Below are 20,309 nucleotides of genomic sequence, written 5' to 3'. Positions count from 1 at the left end.
GGGGGGCTGGTGGGCGGCGGAGTGGTCGGGGTGTCGATCAGCGGGCAGGTGCTGCGGTAGGTGACCACGCCGCTGTTGTCCATCAGCGGGCACAGGAACTGGCTGTACCGGGCATCGTTGTCGACGAAGATCTTCAGGAAGGGCAGCATGGTCCGGATCATCACCGGGTTCGACCGGCCGACCATGAAGCCGTGGTCTCCGCCGGCGACCTCGACGTACACGCTCTCCGTGGTGGACGGGAGGCTGTTGTACAGGTCGAGGGCGTAGGACGGGGTGACCACCGTGTCGGCCTGCCCGGAGATGACCATCGTGGGCACCCGGTCGTTGGCCAGGTTCGACGACGGCGAGAAGGGCGTGATGCCGACCGCCGCCTTCAACGCCGGACGCCGCGTGGCGGCGCTCAGCGCGCCACCGCCACCCATGGAGTGACCGGCGACGGCCAACCGGCTCGCGTCGACCCGGTCGCGTACCGGGCTCTGCTGCGTCAGGTAGTCCAACGCGGCGAGCAGCTGGGTGCCGCGGGCGGTGTCGAAGTCGTTACGGCTGTTGGTCTCGATGCCGATCACGACGAAGCCGTGGGATGCCAGCCACGGTCCCATCCAGGCCAGTTCCGCGGAGAACAGTGCGGTGTAGCCCGGCGAGATGGCGATGGCTCCGAAGGTGCCCTGGCTGGTGTCGGTCGGGTAGTAGATCCGGCCGCCGTTGAAGCCGTACCCGGTGGGGACGCTGACCGAGGTGTTGGCGAAGGGGCCGCGCTCGGTGGCGACGCTGGTCCGGGTGGGGTCCGGGCCCCGCTCGTACGGGTTGTCGGCGGCCGACGCCGACCCGGCCGCCACCGTCACGGTGAGCAGTCCGACGGCGGCGGCGATCCCGGCGGCGGCGAGCTTGGTCAGCCGTCCCCGAAAGCTGGGCACTCGGTCAGCGTCGGTGGTCGCCCCGGGTGGGGGATGGTGTGCCTGTCCTTGCACGGTCGGTACCTCCTGGTGGTGGGGGTGATTAAGGGGTGGGCGGGCTCGGCTGGTGCCGAACCCGCCCGCTCCGGCTGTGCCCGAGCCGGACCTGCACGCGGTCAGCGCTGCAGAGTCAGTACTCCCGGGCGGTAGGGCAGGAGGCCGTAGTCGCCGCCCGAGTTGGGGGACCGCCCCTGGTAGAGCAGTTGGAGGTTGCAGGGGTCAATGGTCATGGTCTGGTCGGCGTTGCTGCGGATGAGTTCGCCGTGGCTGATGTCGTTGGTCCAGGTCGCGTTGCTGTTGGCCTTGCCCGCGAACGGGTTGCTCTCGGACGTGGCCTGCGGGGTCCAGGTGCCGCCGAGGCTGGTGGCCGTGAAGGACCGGAAGTAGCGGCCCTGGGAGCCGATCGCCTCGACCAGCATCAGGTAGCGCTGCTGGCCCTGGAGCTTGTACACCTGGACACCCTCGAAGAGGTTGTTCGTGGTGTCGGTCATGATCGTGGTGTAGTTCGACCCGAAGCTGCCGGGGAAGTTGCCGATCGGCATGCTTGCCCGGTAGATGCGGCCGTTGTCGCCGGCGAAGAACAGGTACATGTTCTGGTCGTCACCGATGAGCGCCTGGTCGATCGGGCCGGTGCTGGAGTTCGAGATCGACCCGGTGAACAGGGTCTGCGCGGACGACCAGCTGTTGACGTTGGTCGGGTCGGTCGAGGTCCGGTACGAGAACGCCGGTCCACCCCACTGGTACGCGAGGACCCAGATGTTGCGCGGCGCGAAGTAGAACAGTGACGGCGCGACGGCGGCGAAGGGCATCTGGTTCTGGCTGGCCGAGCCCATCTGGTTCCAGTTGGAGAACAGGCCGAAGTTCATCGAGCCCCAGGTCGTGCCCGTGTCGTGGGTGGTGGCGTAGACCAGGTGCTGACCGTTGTACGGGGCGTGGGTGAAGTCCTTCAGCGAAACCCAACCGGACCTCGGCTGCGCGAGCGCGCCGGTCGACGACCACCGGTACGACGACGGCAGGTCACAGCTGGTGCCGGGCGGCGGAGTCGTCGGCGGCGGGGTAGTGGGCGGCGGGGTGGTCGGCGGCGGGTTGGAACCGCCGAGGGAGACGAGCCGGAACTGCTGGTTGGCACCGGTGTGGCAGTCGTAGAGCTGGACCTGGGCGCCGTTGGAGGTGCTCCAGACGTCGAGGCAGCGTCCGGACTGGACTCCGCTGATGGTGCCGTTGGAGTTGACGTTCCACTGCTGGTTGGTGCCGCTGTGGCAGGCGTAGATCTGCACGGCTGCGCCGTTGCCGGTGCCGGCGGCGTCCAGACACATGTTGCCGTACACCTGAAGTTGCTTGTTCGCGGTGTACGTCCAGGCCTGGTTGGTCTGCTTGTTGCAGTCGTAGAGCTGGACGCGGGTGCCGTTGCTCTGTGACGCGTTCGGTACGTCGATGCACCGGCCCGACTGGTTGCCGACGATCTCGTTGGCGGAGCCGGATGGAGGCGGGGTCGGGGTCGGTCCCGGAGTGGTCGGCGTGGGGGTCGGCCCGGGGGTGGCGCTGTTCAGCGCGTCCAGGGTGGCCGTGTACGCCTGCTTCTTGTTGCCGTTGTTGTCGAACAGCAGCGGCGTGCCGTAGGAACGCCAGGAGTCGCTGTCCCGGATGCCCCACACGGTGATGCCGTTGCAGCGGGGGACTGCCAGGCAGTCGTTGACCACGGCGCGGTAGGTGTTGGCCTGGGTGCTGCCCGAACCCTCGATGTCCAGCTCGGTGATCTGCACGTCCACCCCGAGGGCGGCGAAGCTGGACAGCGTGGTGCGGTAGTTGCTGTTGTACGCCGACTGGGCGTTGAAGTGCGACTGGAAGCCGACGCAGTCGATCGGTACGCCGCGCTGCTTGAAGTCGCGCACCATGTTGTAGACGGCCTGGGTCTTGGCCCAGGTCCAGTTGTCGGTGTTGTAGTCGTTGTAGCAGAGCTTTGCGTCCGGGTCGGCGGCGCGGGCGGCGCGGAACGCGGCCTCGATCCAGTCGCCGCCGGTGCGCTGGAGGTTGGAGTTACGGCGCGCGCCGCTGTTGCCGTCCTCGAACGCCTCGTTCACCACGTCCCACGAGTCGATCTTGCCGCGGTAGTAGGTCGCGACCCGGGTGACGTGGTTGAGCATGGCCGAGCGCAGCGCCTGCCCTTCCATCCGCTCCATCCAGGCGGGCTGCTGCGAGTGCCAGGCCAGGGTGTGACCTCGGACCTTCCAGCCCCGGGAGAGGGCGTGGTTGACGATCCGGTCCGCGTTGCCGAACGTGAAGTTGTTCTGCTGCGGCTCCAGCGCGTCGATTTTCATTTCGTTCTCGGCGGTGACGCTGTTGAACTCGCGGTTCAGGATTCCGGTGTAGACGCCGTCGTTGAGCTTGTTCGCCGCCACGGCGGCACCGAAGTACCGACCGGACTGGCCCGCGGCCGCAGCCAGGGTGGACTCGGCGGCATGGGCCAGAGTGGGCAGCATCGACGCGGCGAGGACCGCAACTATCGCGGTCGTTCCGGTCAGGGAGAGCGTTCGTAGTCGACGCCCGGAGGGACGGGTCCGGGAGATCATGCTGATCCTCCACTAGTGGGATAGGAGATGTCTGTCGCTGTACGGGGCGCTCCGAGGGCGGCGACCCACGATGTCGAGTCCGCCGAGCAGGCCGGGACTCACGTCAGCGTTCGCCCAGAGGCGAGCCGGCTGACCAGCGTGTAAAGGGTTCCAACGGGTTGGCCCGGTCTGCCCGCGGAGACGTTGTTGCGGGCGGTGGACTGGCAGGTGGTGGAGAGTGACCGGGTGCGTAGGTGGCCTTGGTCGCGAGAGGCGCCTCCCCGGTCCGGAAGATCATGTTAGCGACAACATCGATCGGTGGCTATCAGGCTGGCAGAAAGTTCCAGCCTTTTCAACCGGTAGTTTCGGTAAGCAATCGGTACCGTTTCCGGCCGTCGCTCCGCAGTGGAGGAATCGACACCTCCGGTGACGCGGAAAAGTCACGAAGTGTGCGTTAACCTTCCGGCCCGGCCCGCGCGTCTATCCGCCGGGAGGTACAGCACCAGCCGCCAACTCACCCCGCAACTGTCGGGTGCGCTCACCGAACTGCTCGGCCGGCCGCCCGCTCGGAGAGGATGCGCGGTGGGCGGCCCGGTATCCCGGGTCACACCGCGTCGATCGTCACACCAACAGCGACAGGGGATCTAGAACCAAAGGCGTTTGTGCTGGTCAGCACGGCTCATCGGCGGGCCGAGGGCCGGCGTGGGATGCGGCGGAAGCTGCATATGGTGACGTCATGAGCAAGGCGGGGATGGCTCGGCGGCGGGCGTACGCCCTGGTGATGACGCTGGAGATGGCGCTGATCGGAGCCGGGCTGGGTCTGGTCGCCGGCTGTGGCGTCAACCTCGGTGGGGCACCGGCGGGCACCGGGATCGCGGCCCGGTTGGGCGCCGACTTCGTCGACATCGACGCCGTACCACCGAACCTCACCCAGCCGGTGCCGGCCGTCGGTGCCGCGACCGGAAGCTACACCTGGGACTGCGGTCGCAACGAGAACGGCCACCGCAACACCGTGAACGTGGTCTCCGCGCCCGGTTACCCCGGCCCCGCCCACCACGTGCACGACTACGTCGGCAACCTCTCCACGATGTCGACTCCACCATCGAGAGCCTGGCCGACGGCGAGACCAGTTGCCGCAACGGCGACCTGTCGACGTACTTCTGGCCGGTGCTGCGCCTGGTCGACGAAGAACCCGCCGATGGGCACGACGGCCCGACCGGCGGGCACGACGGCCCGACCGGCGGGTACGACGGACTGACCGACGGGCACGGTGGGCGGATCCAGGTGCCGAGCGCGTTCACCCTGACCTACCGGGGCAACCCGCAGGGCAACGTCGTGCCGATGCCGCGCCTGCTGCGGGGCACCGTCGGTGACGCTGCGGCGATCACCAACGGCGGCGCGCAGGCGCGGGCCACCTGGACCTGCGACAGTACGCCTGACCGGCGTACCACCAGTTATCCGGTCTGCCCGCCGGGCGACCGGGTGGTCCGCATCCACGACTTCCCGAGCTGCTGGGACGGTCGCCACCTGGACACCCCCGACCACCGGGCGCACCTCGTCTTCCCGACGGTGGATGGCGGCTGCCCGAAGGGCACCTTCCCGGTGCCGCAGTTGCGCCTGGTCGCCGCCTACGACCTGCCGACCGGCAAGCGGTTCCGGATCGACGCGTTCGACGGGCAACGCAACAGCCCCCTCACCGATCACGCGTTCTTCGTCAACCTCATGCCGGACGAGCTGATGGCGCGGGTGGTCGGCTGCCTGAACAGCGGCCGGACCTGCGTCGACGAGCAGTCCGCAGCGTCTGGGCCGGCACTTCGCAGCTGACGACCGAGCCTCCTCCGTCGGCTCGGCAAGCACACGGAACCGGTCGCGAACCGGTTCAGATGTGCCGTCCGGCTGTGGTGCCGACCACTTTCCGGCCTCGCCGTCGAACTGTGTGAACCGCTGCGTGTCGGTAACCGTGTGGGTGGTGTCAACGCCGGTGGCGCTGACCGTGCCGGGCAATCCGGACCCCTTCGGAGCAGTCCAGCAGGACAGGAGCGGATACCAGCATGGCTAGCTACCACGTCGACACCCAGACCGGGAACAGCCTCGGCTGATTCCCGTTGCGCTCCGGTCGGGGCCGCCCGGCGAGGGGGGCCAGCCACGCGGCCCCGACCGGGTGAGACCAGCGGGTTCCCCATCCACCGCGGCCAGGGTTCGCCGGCCCGACGGTGCTTTTGACATCGGCGTACGCGGGCTGTGCCTGACACCCGCGGCGACCTCGCGCGCCCGATCGGCTCCCCGCCCGACCACCGGGCTGCTCGGCTCGTCCTCGTTTCGTGAGATTGGTACGAAAATGACCTGTTCTTCCGTCCGCAGGCTGTTGCTACCGCTCGTGCCGCCGGACGCGTCCCTACCGCGTGCGGTGACCCGGCCCGGCCGGCCGAGGCGGGCACGGGGGGTGTGGTCCGTGATGGCGACCACCCGTGCTGCCGCCGTTTCTCCGACGCCGTCGGAGGCCCAGGGGGGAACGACATGACCAGGCCGATAACCCGTCGGGGTTGGTCGAGGCCTTCGTCGCCGGAACCCGAGGAACCTGGATCGTCGACGCCGGGGCGACCGAAGGTGCGGTCGGTGACCGGGCTGCGGGGTGACCGACGCCGGGAGGTGGCGGACGAGGCGTTGGTGCGGTCGCTGTTCCACGAGCACGGGCGGGCGATGCTCGCGTACGCGTCGCAGTTGACCCGGGACCGGGCGGCGGCCGAGGACGTGGTGCAGGAGGCTCTGGTTCGGGCCTGGCGGCATCCGGACAGCCTGGTCAACGGCAAGGGATCGGTACGCGGCTGGCTGCTGACAGTGGTCCGCAACATCGTCACCGACCAGGTGCGCGCCCGTCGGGCCCGGCCCACCGAGGTGCCGGAGTCGCCCACCGACGTCGCCATCCAACGCGACCACGCCGACCAGGTGGTCAACTCGATGGTGGTGATGGACGCCCTCAACCAGCTCTCCACCGAACACCGTGAGGTGTTGGAGCAGGTGTACCTACTGGGGAGTACAGTCGCGGAAGCCGCCAAGGCGTTGAACATCCCGCCGGGAACGGTCAAGTCACGCTCCTACTACGCACTCCGCGCGCTGCGCGACATCGCAAAGCGCCCGGTCGAAGCGGAACGGCCTGCCTCATGAGCACAAACTCGTCGCACCCGGCCGATGAACACGTTGACATCGGCGGATATCTCATGCAGACGCTCGACGCCGAGCAGGTCCGACAGATCGAGGAGCACCTGACCGGCTGCGCGGAGTGCCGCGACGAGGTCGAGTCCCTACGGGAGTACGAGATGGCGTTGGAGGCGGTACCCGACGCGATGCTGCTGGAAGGACCGCCCGAGGGCGGTGACCTGCTGCTGCAACGCACCCTCCGGCAGATCCGGTCGGAGTCGCGGGAGCAGCGGCAGCGCCGGACCAGTCTGATCGCGGTGGCTGCGGCTGCGGCCGTCGCCGCCTCCGTCTCGGCCGGCGTGATGGTGGGGCGCTCGGCCGACGGTGCGGCCGCGCAGGTCGCCGCCGGGCCGACCCCGGCCGTGTCCGCCACTCCCGCCGCCCCGGGGACCCGGTTCGCCACCGCACTGGACCCGGACACCGGTGTGCGCATGACGGTCGCGGTGGCGCCGTCCGAGGGCTGGGTCCGGGTCAACGCGGCGGTTCTCGGTATACCGGCCGGGGAACGCTGTCGGTTGATCGTCGTCGGTCGGGACGGCAGCACCATCCTGGCCGGCAGTTGGCTGGTCTCCGCGAAGGGCGAGACCGAGGGCGTCTCGCTGGAAGGCAGTGCCCTGATCGCGCCGTCCGAGGTGGTCGCGGTCCGGGTGGAGAACACCGACGGCAAGACGTACGCCGACGTGGCGCTGTAGGCGTCGGCACCAGTTGCCGGCCGGGGCACCCGTAGCGGGCCCCGGCCGGTGTGGTTACCGGAACAGGTCGGCGCAGGCCGCCGGGTCGGCGGCGGCAAAGCCCTCCCGGAACGCCTGCACCCGGGCGAAACCGGACGGGATGCTGCGGCCGTCGACATCGGCGGCGATCAGGCTCTCCGGGGCGAGCATCTCCGCCACCGCCTCGTCCAGGTCCCCCGGGGACAGGGCCAGCGGGGCACCCCGCCCGGCCGTGATCGTCCCCGCCCAGAATCCGGTCAGGCAGGCCGTACGCCCCGCCGCAGCGACACCGCGCAACGGCAGCCCGGCGGCCTGCTGCACGGCGAGCGCGTACCTGGAGGCGATCTCGGCGAAGGCCGCGAAGTCCCCGATCCCGTCACCCCCGTCGGACCGGGCCGTGCCGATCGCGGCCAGCCCGGCGAGGTCCAGCCCGAGCGTGCCCGTCGCCGGGCAGTACGACACCGGCGCGGTACGGCCGCCCTCGGGGCAGTCTGCGACGGTCGTGCCGACGATCGGGGCGGTGTTCGGCCCGAACGCCGCCCGCAGTGTCGACAGCAGGGCCGCCAGCGCGTCCGGGTCGTCGACCGGCAGGTTGCCGTCGTCACCGGGGACCACCGCAGCCGCCGACTGCTGGGTGATCCGCCCGCGTACCTCCGTCTCGTCGATCCGGGCGCAGCGACCGGACCCGTCACCGAACCCGAACTGGAAGGCCGAGACCCGGTCGAAGGCGTTGCCGTGCGCGCCGTCGGTGTCGAAGCCGACCTCCGTCGAGTCGCGGATGAAGAAGAGGGTGCCGAGGACCTGGTTGAGGCCCGGGCCGGTGGCGAGTCGGTAGTGCGGCCCGTTTCCCTCGGCGAGCCAGCGGAAGAAGGCGCCTGTGTAACAGTCGGCCTGCTGTTCCCGCACGATCGAACTGGTCGACCCGCCGACGCCCAGCCGGAACTGCACGGCGTGGCCGAACTCGTGGGCCAGCACCGCCACCACCGACATCGTGCCGAAGGTGTCGGCCAGGGTGGGCAGCAGTTCGCCCCGGTCCCAGGCGACCGTGTCCTCCGCCGGGCAGTAGAAGGCGTTGGCCAGGCCCGTCGTGTCGGTGCCGCAGACGACCGGTCCGGGACCGGTCGAGTCGTACGAGAACAGACGCCGGACCGGCGCGAACGGTACGCCGAAGGTTGCCGGCAGTTCCTGCGCCCAGTAGCGCTGCACGTCCTCGACCGCGTTCAACGCGAGGCGGTCGATCTCGCCGCCGTCGCCGTTCACCGCGGTCAGTCCGGTGTCGGGCACACCGGGTCGGGGACCGCTCTGGCCCGAGGTGATCTCCAGTCCGGCGGCCCGGGTCGGGCTCCACTGCTCGGTCTCGGCGGTGCCGGCCACCGACCGGGCGCACCCCGCGAGCAGTACCGCCGCCAGCAGCACCGCCACCCCGTTGATCCGATTTCCCACTCTCGGGCACCTTTCTCGTTGAGCTTGCCGGCCGCCCTGGTCAGGAGGCCGGGCACCACAAACGGGTGTGCCGGCCCGCGCGAGGCGGAGCCGGCACACCCGGTGAAGCAGCGGAGGGGTCAGCCGAAGAGGACGGAGGCGACCGTGTCGTCGAAGTTGATCGAGGCGAGGTCGGCGACGTCGCCGTTCACCACGACCGAGCGGCCGGTGCAGTTCGGCCCGGACCAGAGCTTGAGCGAACCCGACGTGATCAGCGAGGAGGCGACACCGACCCGGCCGACGTTTCGGCAACCGCTGCCGGCGACCCCCTGGGACGGGCCGAGGTCGCTGAAGTTGGCGTCGTCGAAGAGGGTGACGCCGGTCGCCGGTGGAACGTTCGACCCACCGTCCCGCGGGGTGTCCGCACCGCCGGCCTTCTGACCGTTCGGGGTGATGCCGAACCAGGTGCCGCCGACGCCCTGCCCGAGGGTTTCACCGGGCTGGGTGTCGCGGGCGAACCGGTACACCGGCCAGCCGTTGATGGTGACCTGAAGCCGGCCGTCGTCCCGCCGTACGGTGCCGATCGCCGACTGCTCGACGCCGGCGACGAAGATCGTGCCGCCGGGGGCGATGGTCACCGGGGGCCAGGTGGCCGCGCAGTCGCCGTTGCAGTTCGACTTCGACGGCCTGTTGCTGTCGTTGTCGAAGCGGTAGAGGGTCAGCCGGGCGCCGTTCACCACGACCGGGTCGAGGTCGCCGGCTCTGCTCGCGGTGAGCTGAACCCACTTCGCCGCGGCCCGGGCCACCGCACCCTTCGGTACGCCGCCGTTCGGCACCGCCCAGTCCCCGGTGTTGGCGGGGGAGTTGTTGGCTCGGGCGGTGCCGGTGAGCAGGGAGAGCCCGGCAGCGCCCTCGCCGGGCACCGTAGCGGGGGTGGTCCCGCCCTGTCCGACTGCGCTGGACTGCGGGGCGGGGGTGCTCGGGGTCGAGTCGCAGGCGGCCAGCGCGGCACCGACCGCCATCAGCACAACAACGGACAAAGCACTCTTTCGCGACACTGTTCTCTCCGTTTTCTCCTGGTTTAAGCGCCTTCAAAGCCGCTCGGCATCTACACGCAGCCAGACTGAAAACGGTTCAGAGGTCTCGTGCTCGTGGCTGAGCCGAGAAGGGCGGCCGACCGACGACCGTCATCCGAGATGCATGACGAGTCATGAATGTTGGGGGGAGTGCCGGTCCACCACGGATCGGCACAACGAATCGGGGAAAGGATGCTCGCCATGTCTGAGCTTCGGACCGTCGCTGTCACCGGTGCCGCGAGCGGCCTGGGGCGTGAGCTCGCGCTGCAGTTCGCCGCGTCGGGCTACACGGTCTACGGGACCGCGCTTTCGATGGAGGAGGCCGGCGGTCTCGCGGACGAGCCGGGTGTCAACCTCAGCGTCGTCGATGTCGCCGACGATACGGCAGTCCGTGCCTGGGCGGACGAGGTTGCCGAGGCCGTGGGCGACCATGGCCTGGACATCCTGATCAACAACGCCGGCATCCTCACCCCGGGCCCGCTGGAGGTGCTGCCCATCGCGGAGATACGCCGGGAGTTCGACGTCAACGTCTTCGGCACCATCTCGGCGACAAATGCCTTCCTGCCGTTGCTGCGCGCCGCCCGGGGGCGGATCGTGCTGATCGGCGCGATGACCGGTCGCTTCCCGTTGCAGTTCAACGGACCGTCGAGCGCGACCAAGGCCGCGCTCGAGGCGATCGCCGACGTCTACCGCAACGAACTGCGTCCGTTCGGGGTCGACGTGGTGATCGCCCAGGCCGGAAACATGCTCACCGGCGGACCGGCCAAGACCGCTGCGGCGCTGGACCGCGTCACCGAGAGCTTCACCGCGCAGCAGCGAGATCTGTACGGCGAGAACTTCGCCGCCTTCAAGGACGCGCTCAACGGCATGCAGGGTTCCGGGCTGCCTGCCGTGGACGCGGCGGCCTGGGTGGTCCGCCTCGCCACCGAGGAGCCTGCCCCCAGTCGGGCACCGGTCGGGCAGGACGCGGTGGAGATCCTGCGCCGGGTCGCCAGTGACACCGACGAGCAACTCGACGCGCTGCGCGCCGAACTGCTGGGTTCCCGCGTCGCCTGAGCCCGGCCTGCCGTCGCCGGGGCGGTGGACGACCCTGCCCACCGTCCCGGCATCACCGTTCTGGACCCAGCCGCACCGGCTGCCGAAATACATGACTCGTCATGTACGTTGAGGTCGGTGGGCGCGCCGTGAGCCGCCGTCAGACCCCCACCAACCCGGAAAGGCATCACCATGCAGTTCGGCATCTTCTCCGTCAGTGACGTCACCCGGAACCCGGTCACCGGCACCACACCGAGCGAGGCGGAACGCATCGACGCCCTGACCCGGATCGCGGTAAAGGCCGAAGAAGTCGGTCTGGACGTCTTCGCGATCGGCGAGCACCACAACCCGCCGTTCTTCTCCTCCTCCCCGGCGGCCTTCCTGGCCCACGTCGCCGCGCTGACCAAGCGGATCATCCTCTCGACCTCGGTCACCTTGATCACCACGAACGATCCCGTGCGCATCGCCGAGGAGTACGCGATGGTCCAACACCTGGCCAAGGGCCGGCTGGACCTCACGCTCGGTCGCGGCAACACCGTTCCCGTCTATCCCTGGTTCGGTCAGGACATCCGTAAAGGGCTGCCGCTGGCCCTGGAGAACTACAACCTGCTGCACCGGCTGTGGCGGGAGGACGTCGTGGACTGGGAGGGCTCGTACCGCTCGGCCTTGCAGGGCTTCACCTCGACCCCTCGGCCGCTCGACGACGTGCCGCCCTTCGTCTGGCACGGCTCGATCCGTACGCCGGAGATCGCCGAGCAGGCCGCCTACTACGGCAACGGCTTCTTCGCCAACAACATCCTGGCTCCGACCGGGCACTTCCTGCCGCTCGTCAACCTCTACCGGCGGCGCTTCGCCCACTACGGGCACGGCACCGAGGAGCAGGCGATCGTCGGGCTGGGCGGTCAGGCCTTCATCGCCCGCCGGTCGCAGGACGCCTTTCGCACCTTCCGCCCGTACTTCGACGAGGCACCGGTCTACGACCACAGCATCTCGCTGGAGACGTACGCCGAGCGCACCCCGCTGAGCGTCGGCAGCCCGCAGCAGGTCATCGACAAGACGCTCGAATTCCAGGAGATGTTCGGCGACTACCAGCGCCAACTCTGGGTCATGGACCACGCCGGCATGCCGCTGAAGATGGTTCTCGAACAGCTCGACCTGCTCGGCGAGGAGGTCGTCCCGGTGCTGCGCAAGGAGATGGCGTCGCGTCGCTCCCCACAGGCCGCCCCGGCACCCACCCATGAGCAGCGGGTCCGGCAGAAGTACGGCGACGGGCAGCCGCGGCAGCCGCGACCCAACGCCAACCGTGGTGACAACGTCACGGGCACCTCGCCCTACCAGGACAGCGACCCCGCGACGCCCGCCGTCTACCCGGTGATCCGGTGAACGCGGAGGAGCGGCTGGCGAACGAGGCATGGGAGAGCCTTTTCCGGGCCCAGGTCCTCCTCGCCCGCCGGTTCCTGGCCGACGACATCTGGCACGAGCTCACGCCCAACGAGTACGACGTCCTCTACACGCTCAGGAAATCGCCTCGGGGCATGAGCATGACGGAGATCAACCGCGGCATCCTCATGACGCAGGCCGGGGTGTCGCGGTTGTGCAGCCGGCTCGTACAGCGCGGACTCGTCGCTCGCGACTGCGACCCCCGTGACCGTCGCGCCTCCGTCCTCACGCTGACCGAGAAGGGCGCCGCGCTCCAGCGGGCCGTCGGCACCCGCCACGCCCAGGCGGTCACGTCGGCCATGACAGCGGCGCTCACTCCGGCCCAGCTCACCGAGCTGCGGGCCCTCGCCCAGCAGATCATCGACCGGGTCGACCCCGGCCCCACCCGACACGACAGTCAGGACTCGGCATGACCTTCGAGCCCTCGCGCGTCCCGGCGACCGCCGCCGACACCGCGCCCGCGAACACCGACCCGATGCCCGCCGACACCGCGCCCCGCCGCATCGTCGTGGTCAACGGTGGTACGAGCGTGCCCTCGTCCTCGCGTCGGCTCGCCGACCGCATCGCGCAGAAGACCCTCGACCGGCTCGCTGCCCGGGACATCGAGGCCACCGTCGCGATCATCGACCTCGGGCCGCTCGCCGGTGAGATCGCCAGCGCCATCGTCACTGGTCACCCGCAAGGTGATCTCCTCACGGCGATCCAGACCCTGGCCGCGGCCGACGGCGTGGTCGTCACCACGCCCGTCTACAAGGCCGGCATGAGCGGGCTTTTGAAATCCTTCGTGGACGTGCTCGACAACGACCTGCTCATCGCCACACCCATCGCGCTCGGTGCCACCGCGGGCACCTCGCGGCACGCCCTGGTGATCGACGATCAGCTGCGTCCGCTCTTCGCCTTCATGCGGGCTCTGCCGGTCCCGACCTCGGTCTTCGCCGCTCCTGAGGACTGGGGCGACGCCTCCCTCGGCAGTCGGATCGACCGCACGGCGGCCGAGTTGGCGGCGCTCGTGGCGAGTTCCGTCCGCAGCGCCATCACCGACCAGAGTTGGGACAGCTACCAGCACACCTGGGGTGGAAACGCCCGGCCGGGCAGCAGCCCGCTGGAGATCGACTTCAACACCGACCTCATGCGGCTCGCGACCGGCGGGTCGAGCCGGGCCGGCCGGGGAATCGGCACCGCCTGAGGCGGTGCCGACGGGCCGGGAGAGCAGCTCGGGCGGGTCGGTTAGCCTGCCTGGTCATGGGGGCATCCGACGACGACCGGCTGGAACTGGTCGTCGATCCGGTCCGACCCACCGGGCGTACGCTGCTGGCCGGCGGTGTCGAGCAGTCGTACGTCGACCTTGCCGATCCCACGTACCTGCACTTCGAGTACGTCCGGCGGATGGCCGCCGTGGCCGATCTCGCCGCGCCCGCCGGTCGGCCGCTGGACGTGCTGCACCTCGGCGGCGGCGCACTGACGCTGCCGCGTTACCTCGCCGCCACCCGGCCCGGCTCGGCGCAACTGGTCGTCGAGCGGGAGCCGGCCGTGGTCGACCTGGTGACACGCGAGCTGCCGCCCGTGCCGGCCGGTGTCGAGATCCACGTCGCCGACGCGCGGGACGCGGTGGCCGAGGTCCCCGCCGGGGCGTACGACCTGGTGCTCGCCGACATCTACCGGGCGGCCCGGATGCCGCCGCACGTGGCGACCGTGGCGTTCGCCGCCGAGGTCGCCCGGGTGCTGCGACCGGACGGCATCTACCTGGTGAACGTGACCGACCTGCCGCCGTTGGTCCTGGCCCGGGTGCAGGCGGCCACCCTGCGGGCGGTCTTCGCCGACGTCTGCGTCGTCGCCGACCGTCGGATGCTGCGCGGCCGGCGGTACGGCAACGTGGTCCTCGCCGCGGCGCTGCGCCCGGACCGACTACCCGTGGCGCGCCTGGTGGTACGGGCACTGCGTGATCCGCTGCCCGGCGGCGTGCTGCACGGGCCGGCCCTCGACACGTTCATCGCCGGTGCCCGTCCGCGTACCGACGACGTCGAGCGGTGAGACCGGTCAGTCGTCGAGCAGCCCTGCATGGCCCGCGAGAGCTGCGGCCTGGGCGCGGTTGGAGACCCGCAACTTGCGCAACAGAGCGGCCGACATCCGCTTCACGGTCCGGTCGGAGACGTGCATCTGATCGGCGATCTCCAGCGTGCTCCGGCCGGCGGCGATGGATCGGAGCAGGGCACGCTCCGCCTCGTCGAGGCTGACCGGCGGGAACCGGGCGGGTCGGAGCAACGTGCCCAGCAGTTGCGTCGGCATCACCGCCCAGCCGTCCAGGACCGCCAGCAGTGGAGGGAGCAGCTTCTCCGGCTCGGCGCTCTTGGGCACGTACGCCTCGGCGCCGGCCTCCAGCGCCTGGAGCGGCGAACTCAGGTCCTCCGCGTCGGACATGGCCACGACGCGGACCTGTGGCGTGGTCCGTCGGATGGCCGCCACGGCTCGGATCCCCCCGGGCGTCGGCATGTGCAGGTCGACCAGGGCCAGGTCGGGTACGCACCGACGGACGAGCGAGGCCGCCGCCGCGGCGTCGGCGGTGAAGCCCACCACCTGCGCCCGCCCATCGGTGGCGGCAGGAAGGAGCAGTTCGAGGCCGCGAGCGAAGATCGGCTGGCCGTCGACGACTGCAACCCGGATGGGGGAACAGTGTGACATGTTCGCTCCTTCCCGGTTAACGAGCCATCATGCGCATTCGTACCGAAGGTGATCCCGGACCGTGACTGGACCGGATGACCCAGCGGGGTCGCCGAATGGCCCATATGGGCCAGCGTCCGGGGAAGGGCCGTGGCGTACCTGCTGCGGCCTGAAGCAGCACATCCCCCGCAGGCCGTCTGTCGCCTGGAGGTGTGTTCATGACCGAAATCGTCCTGCGTCCGATCGCTGACGCGTTCATGCAGGTTGGTGTCTACGTCGCCGTGATGGTGGCGCTCTTCGGTTGGCTGCGCTGGCGCTACGGAGACCGGGTCACCGACGGGCTGACCCGGCATCGGCGGTTCGGGCCGATGGTCGGAGCGTTGCTGGGGGTGAGTCCCGGCTGCGGTGGCGCGATCATCCTCATGCCGCTGTACGCCCGGGGCAAGGTGTCGTTCGGCACGGTGATCGCCGCCCTGGTGGCGACGATGGGCGATTCCTCGTGGGTGGTGATGGCCTGGAATCCGATGTTCGCGCTCAAGATCCACACGCTGCTCTTCGTGGTCGGTCTGATCACCGGGTACGTGGTGGACGCGCTCGGCATCGACCCGGCGCGTGCGGTACGCCGGACGCCCGCCGTGGTGGCCGTGCCCGCCGGGTCCGCGGTGGCCACGCCCGCCGGCTCCGCACCCCTCAGGCCCACGCCCGTCGGATCCGGCGTCGGCGGTGCCGGGTCCAGCCGTTCCGGGTCGGGCGGTGCTGGGTCCGGCGGTTCGGGGTCCGCGCCGGTCGGGTCCGGGGGCGGTGGCGGCCTGGTTGCGGTCGGCGTGCCCGACCTGGCCGGCTCACGACGGTTGCTCCGTGGCGTGCTGCCACAGCTGTCCGCGTCCACGATCTTCTGGGGCTTGACCGTGCCGGCCTTCGCCGTGTCGGTGCCGGTGCTGTTCCAACTTGTCGATCCGGCGGTGCTCACTCGGGCACTCGGTGGGATCGACCCGTACCTGGCGCTCGGTGTGCTCGGCACCCTGCTCGCCACGGTGATCTTCGCTGCCGGTCGTGGGCGGCTGGCCGACGACAACCTGGAGACCGCACACCCGCAGTCGATGGGGGCGACCGTGCGGCACAGCGCCCACGAGGCGTCCTTCATTACCGTCTGGGTGGCGGTGGCGTACCTGGCCTGGCAGGTGGTCACCAGCACCACCGGATTCGACGGTTCGCAGATCGCGCTCGGTGGGCTGCTGGGGGTGCTGATCGGTGCCGGCATCGGCCTGATTCCCGGCTGCGCGGTGCAGATCGTCTTCACCGGCCTGTACGTCAGCGGAGGGCTGCCACTGCCGACCCTGGTCGCGAACGCCATAAGTCAGGACGGCGACGCGTTGATCCCGCTCGCCGCGCTGCGCCGGCACTCCGCGTTGATGGCCACGGTCATCACCACCATTCCGGCGGTGGTGGTCGGGTCGGCCCTGCTGCTCCTGCTCTGACCAGCGCGGTCCTCGGCCGGGGTCGGTGGGCGTCAGTCCTGCGGACCCAGGCCGAGGTACGGGCCGAGCAGCCGGCGTAACCGGGCAAGCGTGATGTCCGCGGTCTTCCTCGCCTGCGTGCGGGCGGTGGCGCCGACGTCCTGGGACGCCCGCACGATGAGGGAGTCGATCAGCTCGGCCATCGTCTCCGGCTCCGGCTCACCGAACTCGGTGAGCGCCTGCCGCAGGGGCCCCTGGAGTTGGGCGTGGAACTCCTCCATCGGGCCCTGCAACACACGCGGTTCCACCATCCGGCTCAGGGCCCGGGCCACCGCCTGCTCGGAGCTTGCGAACAGGTCGACGTTCGCCACCACGTACGCCCAGATACGAGTGCCCGGCGTCGGCGCCGCCGCCACCCGCTCCAGAACCTGGCCCGCCCAGGTCGGGAAGACGTCCGCCACGACGGCGGCGAGGAGATCCTCGGCGGAGGCGAAGTACTGGTAGACGCTGGAGCGGGCGAGCCCGGCATGACGTCCGATCGCCGCCATGGAGGGCGCCTGCTCGGTCTCGGCCAGCAGAGCGCGTGCCGCGTCCAGCAGGGCACGCCGTTGTCGGGCGTGGTGCTCGGCGACGCTGGCCGCCTGGATCCGCGGCACGCGCTCCTCCTCGTCTGGGTGGCTGGTCTGGGCGGTGACCTCAGACCGAGGCGTTGCTCTCGGCGGGCAGCAGCCTGCCGTCGATCATCTCAAGCACCCGGTCGCAGTGGTGCAGCACCTCATGGTCGTGGGTGACCATGACGGTGGCGACCCCGTGTTCGTGCGCCTCGCGGGCCAGCAGGGCGACGACGTCCTGACTGCGCTGGCGGTCCAGGGCCGCGGTCGGCTCGTCCACCAGGAGCACCTGCGGGCGGGTGACAAGTGCCCGCGCGATGCCGACCCGCTGCCGTTCGCCGCCGGAGAGCTGGTGCGGGCGTCGGTCCGCCTTGTGCGACATGCCGACCTCGGCCAGCAGTTCCCGAGGGTCGCGCGGGTTGGCGACCTTGCCGAAGGTCAGCGGCAGCCGTACCTGGTCCAGGCTGGTGAGCGAGGGGATCAGGTTGCCGCTCTGGAACACGAAGCCGATCCGCTCCCGACGGATCGCGGTGAGCTGGCGCGGCGACTGCGCACTGAGGTCCAGGTCGTTGAGCCGGATCGTGCCCGAGGTGGGGCTGATGAGCGCTCCGCAGACCGCCAGCAGGCTGGACTTGCCGGCGCCGGAGGGGCCGACGACCGCGACCAGCTCGCCCGCCTCGACCTCCATGTTGACCTTGTCGAGGGCGGTGACGGTGTCTTCGCCGTCGCCGTGGATCAGGGTGACGTCGGACAGGGACAGCATGGCGGTCATCGGTTGCCTCCGAGCGCGGTGAGCGGGTCGACGCGAGTGATGCGCAGGACGGCCACGGTGGCACCGACGACGCCCAGAATGAGCAGCAGAGCGGTGGCGACGGCGATGGGTGCGGCCTCCAGCACGAACGGCATGGGGGTGGCCGAGATGGCGGCACCGGCTGCCACGCCGATCGCGACGCCGACCCCGGCGGAGAGGACCAGGAGCACCACCGACTGGAGCAGGCTGTCCCTAAGCAGGTAACGGGTGCTGGCACCGAGCGCCCGGATCACCGCGATCTCCTGCTTGCGCTGCACGGTGAGCACGGTGAAGAACGCGCCCACCACGAGGGCCGAGATGGCGTAGAGGAAGACCTGGATCAGCTGAAGCGTGGAGGTCTCGGCGGTGTAGCCCGGCGAGGCGCCGAAGGACTGCTCCAGGGTCATCGAGGTCGTGCCGGCGGCCTTGTCGCCGGCCGCCAGGTCGACGTCGGCACCGTCGGCGGCGCGTACGGCGACCGCGGTGATCTCGTTGTAGATGCGCTCGGGTGCGGCGTCGCCCGCCCGTACGCCTGCCTTCACTTCCTGCCACGAGCGCAGCGGGAGGTAACCGATGTCGACGTGGCCGAAGGTGTGCTGCTCGCCGAGGATGCCCACCACCTTGAGGGGGGTCCCGGCGGGTTCCAGTTCGATCGTGTCGCCCACCGAGATGCCAAGCTCGGCGGCGGTGGAGCTGATCACCACCTCGCCTTCGCCGGCCAGGCGCTGACCCTCGGCGACGGCCGGGTCGAGGAAGGAGCCGACCTCGACGCCGAAGAGGGCGAGGTCGACCTCGATTCCCTCGTTCGTCCGACCGTTGGCGAGGGTGTTGCCCAGCGGTGCCGCCTCGGCGACACCGTCCTGGGCCGCCCAGGTGTCGACGGCTGAGGTCTCGACCACGCTGCGGGAGAAGGCGGAGTCCTTGGCGACCTCGTGCTGGAAGGCCAGCGAGGTCACGGGGAGACGTTTCAGGCCGGAGACTCCGTCATTGACCAGCCCGACGGAGAGTCCGCTCAGCAGTACGGTGAGGATCGCGATGAGCGCGACGACGACGCCCATCAGGGCGAATCGACCGCGGGCGAAAGTAAGTTCGCGTATGGCGAGGAACATGGGCTCACCGCATCCGATAGGTAGCCGACAGCATGTCGGCAAAGATACCGACGCCCTGTCGAGAAGATGGCGTCAGGACGGATGCTGTGAATCAACTCACGCAGAGTGAGGGTTGACCTTGCCGAATTGCGGCTCGGCGGGTGGTCGCCCCTTCAATTCGTGAAAGCCGGGCCGGTTTCACGATCATTGCCGGTCCGGTACGCCTCCCGGCGCGGGTGCGGTGACGACGGCGCGGGTGCGGGTGCGGCGACGACCGAATCATGCGTAAACGCCGATGTTAGCGCCATCAGGGAGCGCGCTGCGGATGCGCCGTCCTGGGCCGGGGCGGTGGACAGGGCGGTGCCTGCACAACGACGGTCGGCACTGGCCGCGCCCGCCTTCCCGGCGCGGACAGTCTCCGTGAAACCGCCAAGTTACGACTTGACGAACGACATGTTATCGCCCACATTCGATGTTCAAGGGTGATGACGCCGGAGGTTCACCGGGCAGGCCTGTGTCGTCGGATCTTGGTTCAGGCGTGCGCCAGGGCATGCGGACGCCACTGTTAGCGCTAACACGCTACGGCTCGGTCGCTGCGCGTCGTGGTGTGCCCGTCCTGGGCCGTTCGGGGTCCTGGTCATCTTGAAGGAGGATCATGTCTGCCTTTGGTAGATCTGAATTGCTCGCGCCGCCGCCGTCGCGTCGGCGCGGGCGGTTGCTGCGCGTCGTCGCGGCCGGCGTGGCGGCGGTGGTGGGCGGTGTCACCGCCGTGGCGGTGACGTCGACCCCGGCCGCTGCGGCGACTGTCGACACGAACGCCTGGTACGTGCTGCTCAACCGCAACAGCGGCAAGGCCCTGGACGTGTACAACCTGGCCACCAACGATGGAGCGCGGATCACCCAGTGGGCGCGTAACAACGGCAACCAGCAGCAGTGGCAGTTCGTCGACTCGGGCGGCGGCTACTACCGCCTGAAGTCGCGGCTGTCGGGCAAGGTGCTCGACATCTACAACTGGTCGACCGCCAACGGCGGCAGCATCGTGCAGTGGACCGACCACAACGGAGCGAACCAGCAGTTCCGGCTGGCCGACTCCGACGGTGGCCACATCCGGCTGATCAGCCGGCACAGCAACAAGGTGGTGGAGGTGCAGGGCGCCTCGACCGCCGACGGTGGAAACATCGTGCAGTACGACGACTGGAACGGCGCCAACCAGCAGTGGCAGCTCGTCCGCGTCGACGGGGGCAACAACCCCGACCCGACCCCCACCACTCCGCCGCCGACGGGCACCTGCAACCTGCCGTCGTCGTACCGGTGGTCGTCGA

Annotated in this window: 19 protein-coding genes; 11 read left to right on the top strand and 8 right to left on the bottom strand. The window is 69.9% G+C overall.

The annotated features are described in order from the left end of the window. A partial coding sequence (locus C1A38_RS27525) for an alpha/beta hydrolase family protein (protein WP_102660613.1) occupies positions 1-914 on the bottom strand: 914 nt, incomplete at its 3' end. Positions 915-1,069: 155 nt separating this feature from the next. After that, the gene (locus C1A38_RS27520) at positions 1,070-3,523 is read right to left on the bottom strand and encodes a non-reducing end alpha-L-arabinofuranosidase family hydrolase (RefSeq protein WP_502696959.1); all 2,454 of its coding nucleotides are present in this window, start codon (positions 3,521-3,523) and stop codon (positions 1,070-1,072) included. Positions 3,524-4,238: 715 nt separating this feature from the next. On the opposite strand from C1A38_RS27520, the gene C1A38_RS32060 reads away from it, so the two are divergent. The 4 genes from C1A38_RS32060 (at position 4,239) to C1A38_RS27505 (ending at position 7,392) form a co-directional block, all read left to right on the top strand. Next, positions 4,239-4,760, top strand: a complete 522-nt coding sequence (locus C1A38_RS32060; protein WP_233197057.1) for a hypothetical protein — start codon at positions 4,239-4,241, stop codon at positions 4,758-4,760. Then, the gene (locus C1A38_RS32055) at positions 4,670-5,326 is read left to right on the top strand and encodes a DUF1996 domain-containing protein (protein WP_502696958.1); all 657 of its coding nucleotides are present in this window, start codon (positions 4,670-4,672) and stop codon (positions 5,324-5,326) included. The genes C1A38_RS32060 and C1A38_RS32055 overlap by 91 nt, the downstream gene beginning before the upstream one ends. 825 nt (positions 5,327-6,151) lie before the next feature. Continuing rightward, the gene (locus C1A38_RS27510; protein ID WP_425559701.1) at positions 6,152-6,667 is read left to right on the top strand and encodes a sigma-70 family RNA polymerase sigma factor; all 516 of its coding nucleotides are present in this window, start codon (positions 6,152-6,154) and stop codon (positions 6,665-6,667) included. Further along, positions 6,664-7,392, top strand: coding sequence for a zf-HC2 domain-containing protein (locus C1A38_RS27505; protein ID WP_102660610.1), 729 nt, complete (start codon positions 6,664-6,666; stop codon positions 7,390-7,392). The genes C1A38_RS27510 and C1A38_RS27505 overlap by 4 nt, the downstream gene beginning before the upstream one ends. 54 nt (positions 7,393-7,446) lie before the next feature. On the opposite strand, the gene C1A38_RS27500 is transcribed toward C1A38_RS27505, so the two are convergent. After that, entirely contained in the window at positions 7,447-8,853 is a 1,407-nt protein-coding gene (locus C1A38_RS27500; RefSeq protein WP_199180348.1) for a neutral zinc metallopeptidase, read from the bottom strand. Between the two features lie 119 nt (positions 8,854-8,972). Next, positions 8,973-9,872: a hypothetical protein gene (locus C1A38_RS27495; RefSeq protein ID WP_233197054.1), complete on the bottom strand. Its 900-nt coding sequence runs from the start codon at positions 9,870-9,872 to the stop codon at positions 8,973-8,975. Positions 9,873-10,109: 237 nt separating this feature from the next. Here C1A38_RS27495 and C1A38_RS27490 point away from each other — a divergent pair, with 237 nt between their 5' ends. From C1A38_RS27490 to C1A38_RS27470, 5 genes are all read left to right on the top strand, one after another. Further along, positions 10,110-10,964 (top strand): SDR family NAD(P)-dependent oxidoreductase, encoded by an 855-nt coding sequence (locus C1A38_RS27490; RefSeq protein ID WP_102660615.1) that lies wholly within the window; start codon positions 10,110-10,112, stop codon positions 10,962-10,964. 171 nt (positions 10,965-11,135) lie between these two features. Then, complete coding sequence (locus C1A38_RS27485; RefSeq protein ID WP_102660609.1) at positions 11,136-12,326, top strand: LLM class flavin-dependent oxidoreductase; 1,191 nt, start codon at positions 11,136-11,138, stop codon at positions 12,324-12,326. Continuing rightward, positions 12,323-12,796, top strand: a complete 474-nt coding sequence (locus tag C1A38_RS27480) for a MarR family winged helix-turn-helix transcriptional regulator (RefSeq protein WP_102660608.1) — start codon at positions 12,323-12,325, stop codon at positions 12,794-12,796. Before C1A38_RS27485 ends, C1A38_RS27480 begins: the two co-directional genes overlap by 4 nt. Continuing rightward, positions 12,793-13,569, top strand: coding sequence for a CE1759 family FMN reductase (locus C1A38_RS27475; protein WP_233197053.1), 777 nt, complete (start codon positions 12,793-12,795; stop codon positions 13,567-13,569). The genes C1A38_RS27480 and C1A38_RS27475 overlap by 4 nt, the downstream gene beginning before the upstream one ends. A gap of 56 nt (positions 13,570-13,625) precedes the next feature. Continuing rightward, positions 13,626-14,414, top strand: a complete 789-nt coding sequence (locus C1A38_RS27470; RefSeq protein ID WP_102660607.1) for a spermidine synthase — start codon at positions 13,626-13,628, stop codon at positions 14,412-14,414. A gap of 6 nt (positions 14,415-14,420) precedes the next feature. Here the strand turns inward: C1A38_RS27470 and C1A38_RS27465 are convergent, their stop codons facing one another. Beyond that, positions 14,421-15,062, bottom strand: coding sequence for a response regulator transcription factor (locus tag C1A38_RS27465; RefSeq protein ID WP_102660606.1), 642 nt, complete (start codon positions 15,060-15,062; stop codon positions 14,421-14,423). Between the two features lie 197 nt (positions 15,063-15,259). On the opposite strand from C1A38_RS27465, the gene C1A38_RS27460 reads away from it, so the two are divergent. Next, positions 15,260-16,519, top strand: a complete 1,260-nt coding sequence (locus C1A38_RS27460; RefSeq protein WP_146017639.1) for a putative manganese transporter — start codon at positions 15,260-15,262, stop codon at positions 16,517-16,519. Between the two features lie 32 nt (positions 16,520-16,551). Here C1A38_RS27460 and C1A38_RS27455 read toward each other — a convergent pair whose 3' ends face one another. The 3 genes from C1A38_RS27455 to C1A38_RS27445 are packed head-to-tail and all read right to left on the bottom strand — an operon-like array spanning position 16,552 to position 19,008. Beyond that, a complete protein-coding gene (locus tag C1A38_RS27455; RefSeq protein WP_102660604.1) occupies positions 16,552-17,154 on the bottom strand; it encodes a TetR/AcrR family transcriptional regulator in 603 nt (200 codons plus the stop codon). A 40-nt stretch (positions 17,155-17,194) separates the two neighbouring features. Beyond that, positions 17,195-17,881, bottom strand: coding sequence for an ABC transporter ATP-binding protein (locus C1A38_RS32265; RefSeq protein WP_102660603.1), 687 nt, complete (start codon positions 17,879-17,881; stop codon positions 17,195-17,197). After that, a complete protein-coding gene (locus C1A38_RS27445) occupies positions 17,878-19,008 on the bottom strand; it encodes an ABC transporter permease (protein WP_102660602.1) in 1,131 nt (376 codons plus the stop codon). Before C1A38_RS27445 ends, C1A38_RS32265 begins: the two co-directional genes overlap by 4 nt. 634 nt (positions 19,009-19,642) lie before the next feature. Here C1A38_RS27445 and C1A38_RS27440 point away from each other — a divergent pair. Next, positions 19,643-20,309: RICIN domain-containing protein (locus tag C1A38_RS27440; RefSeq protein WP_146017638.1), on the top strand; the 667-nt coding region annotated here is incomplete at its 3' end.

This window comes from Verrucosispora sp. ts21 (assembly GCF_002879555.1).
In the GTDB taxonomy this organism is placed as follows: domain Bacteria; phylum Actinomycetota; class Actinomycetes; order Mycobacteriales; family Micromonosporaceae; genus Micromonospora; species Micromonospora gifhornensis.
The sequence above is the reverse complement of the archived record's forward strand: the minus strand, read 5'-3'. Positions and strand labels throughout refer to the sequence as shown.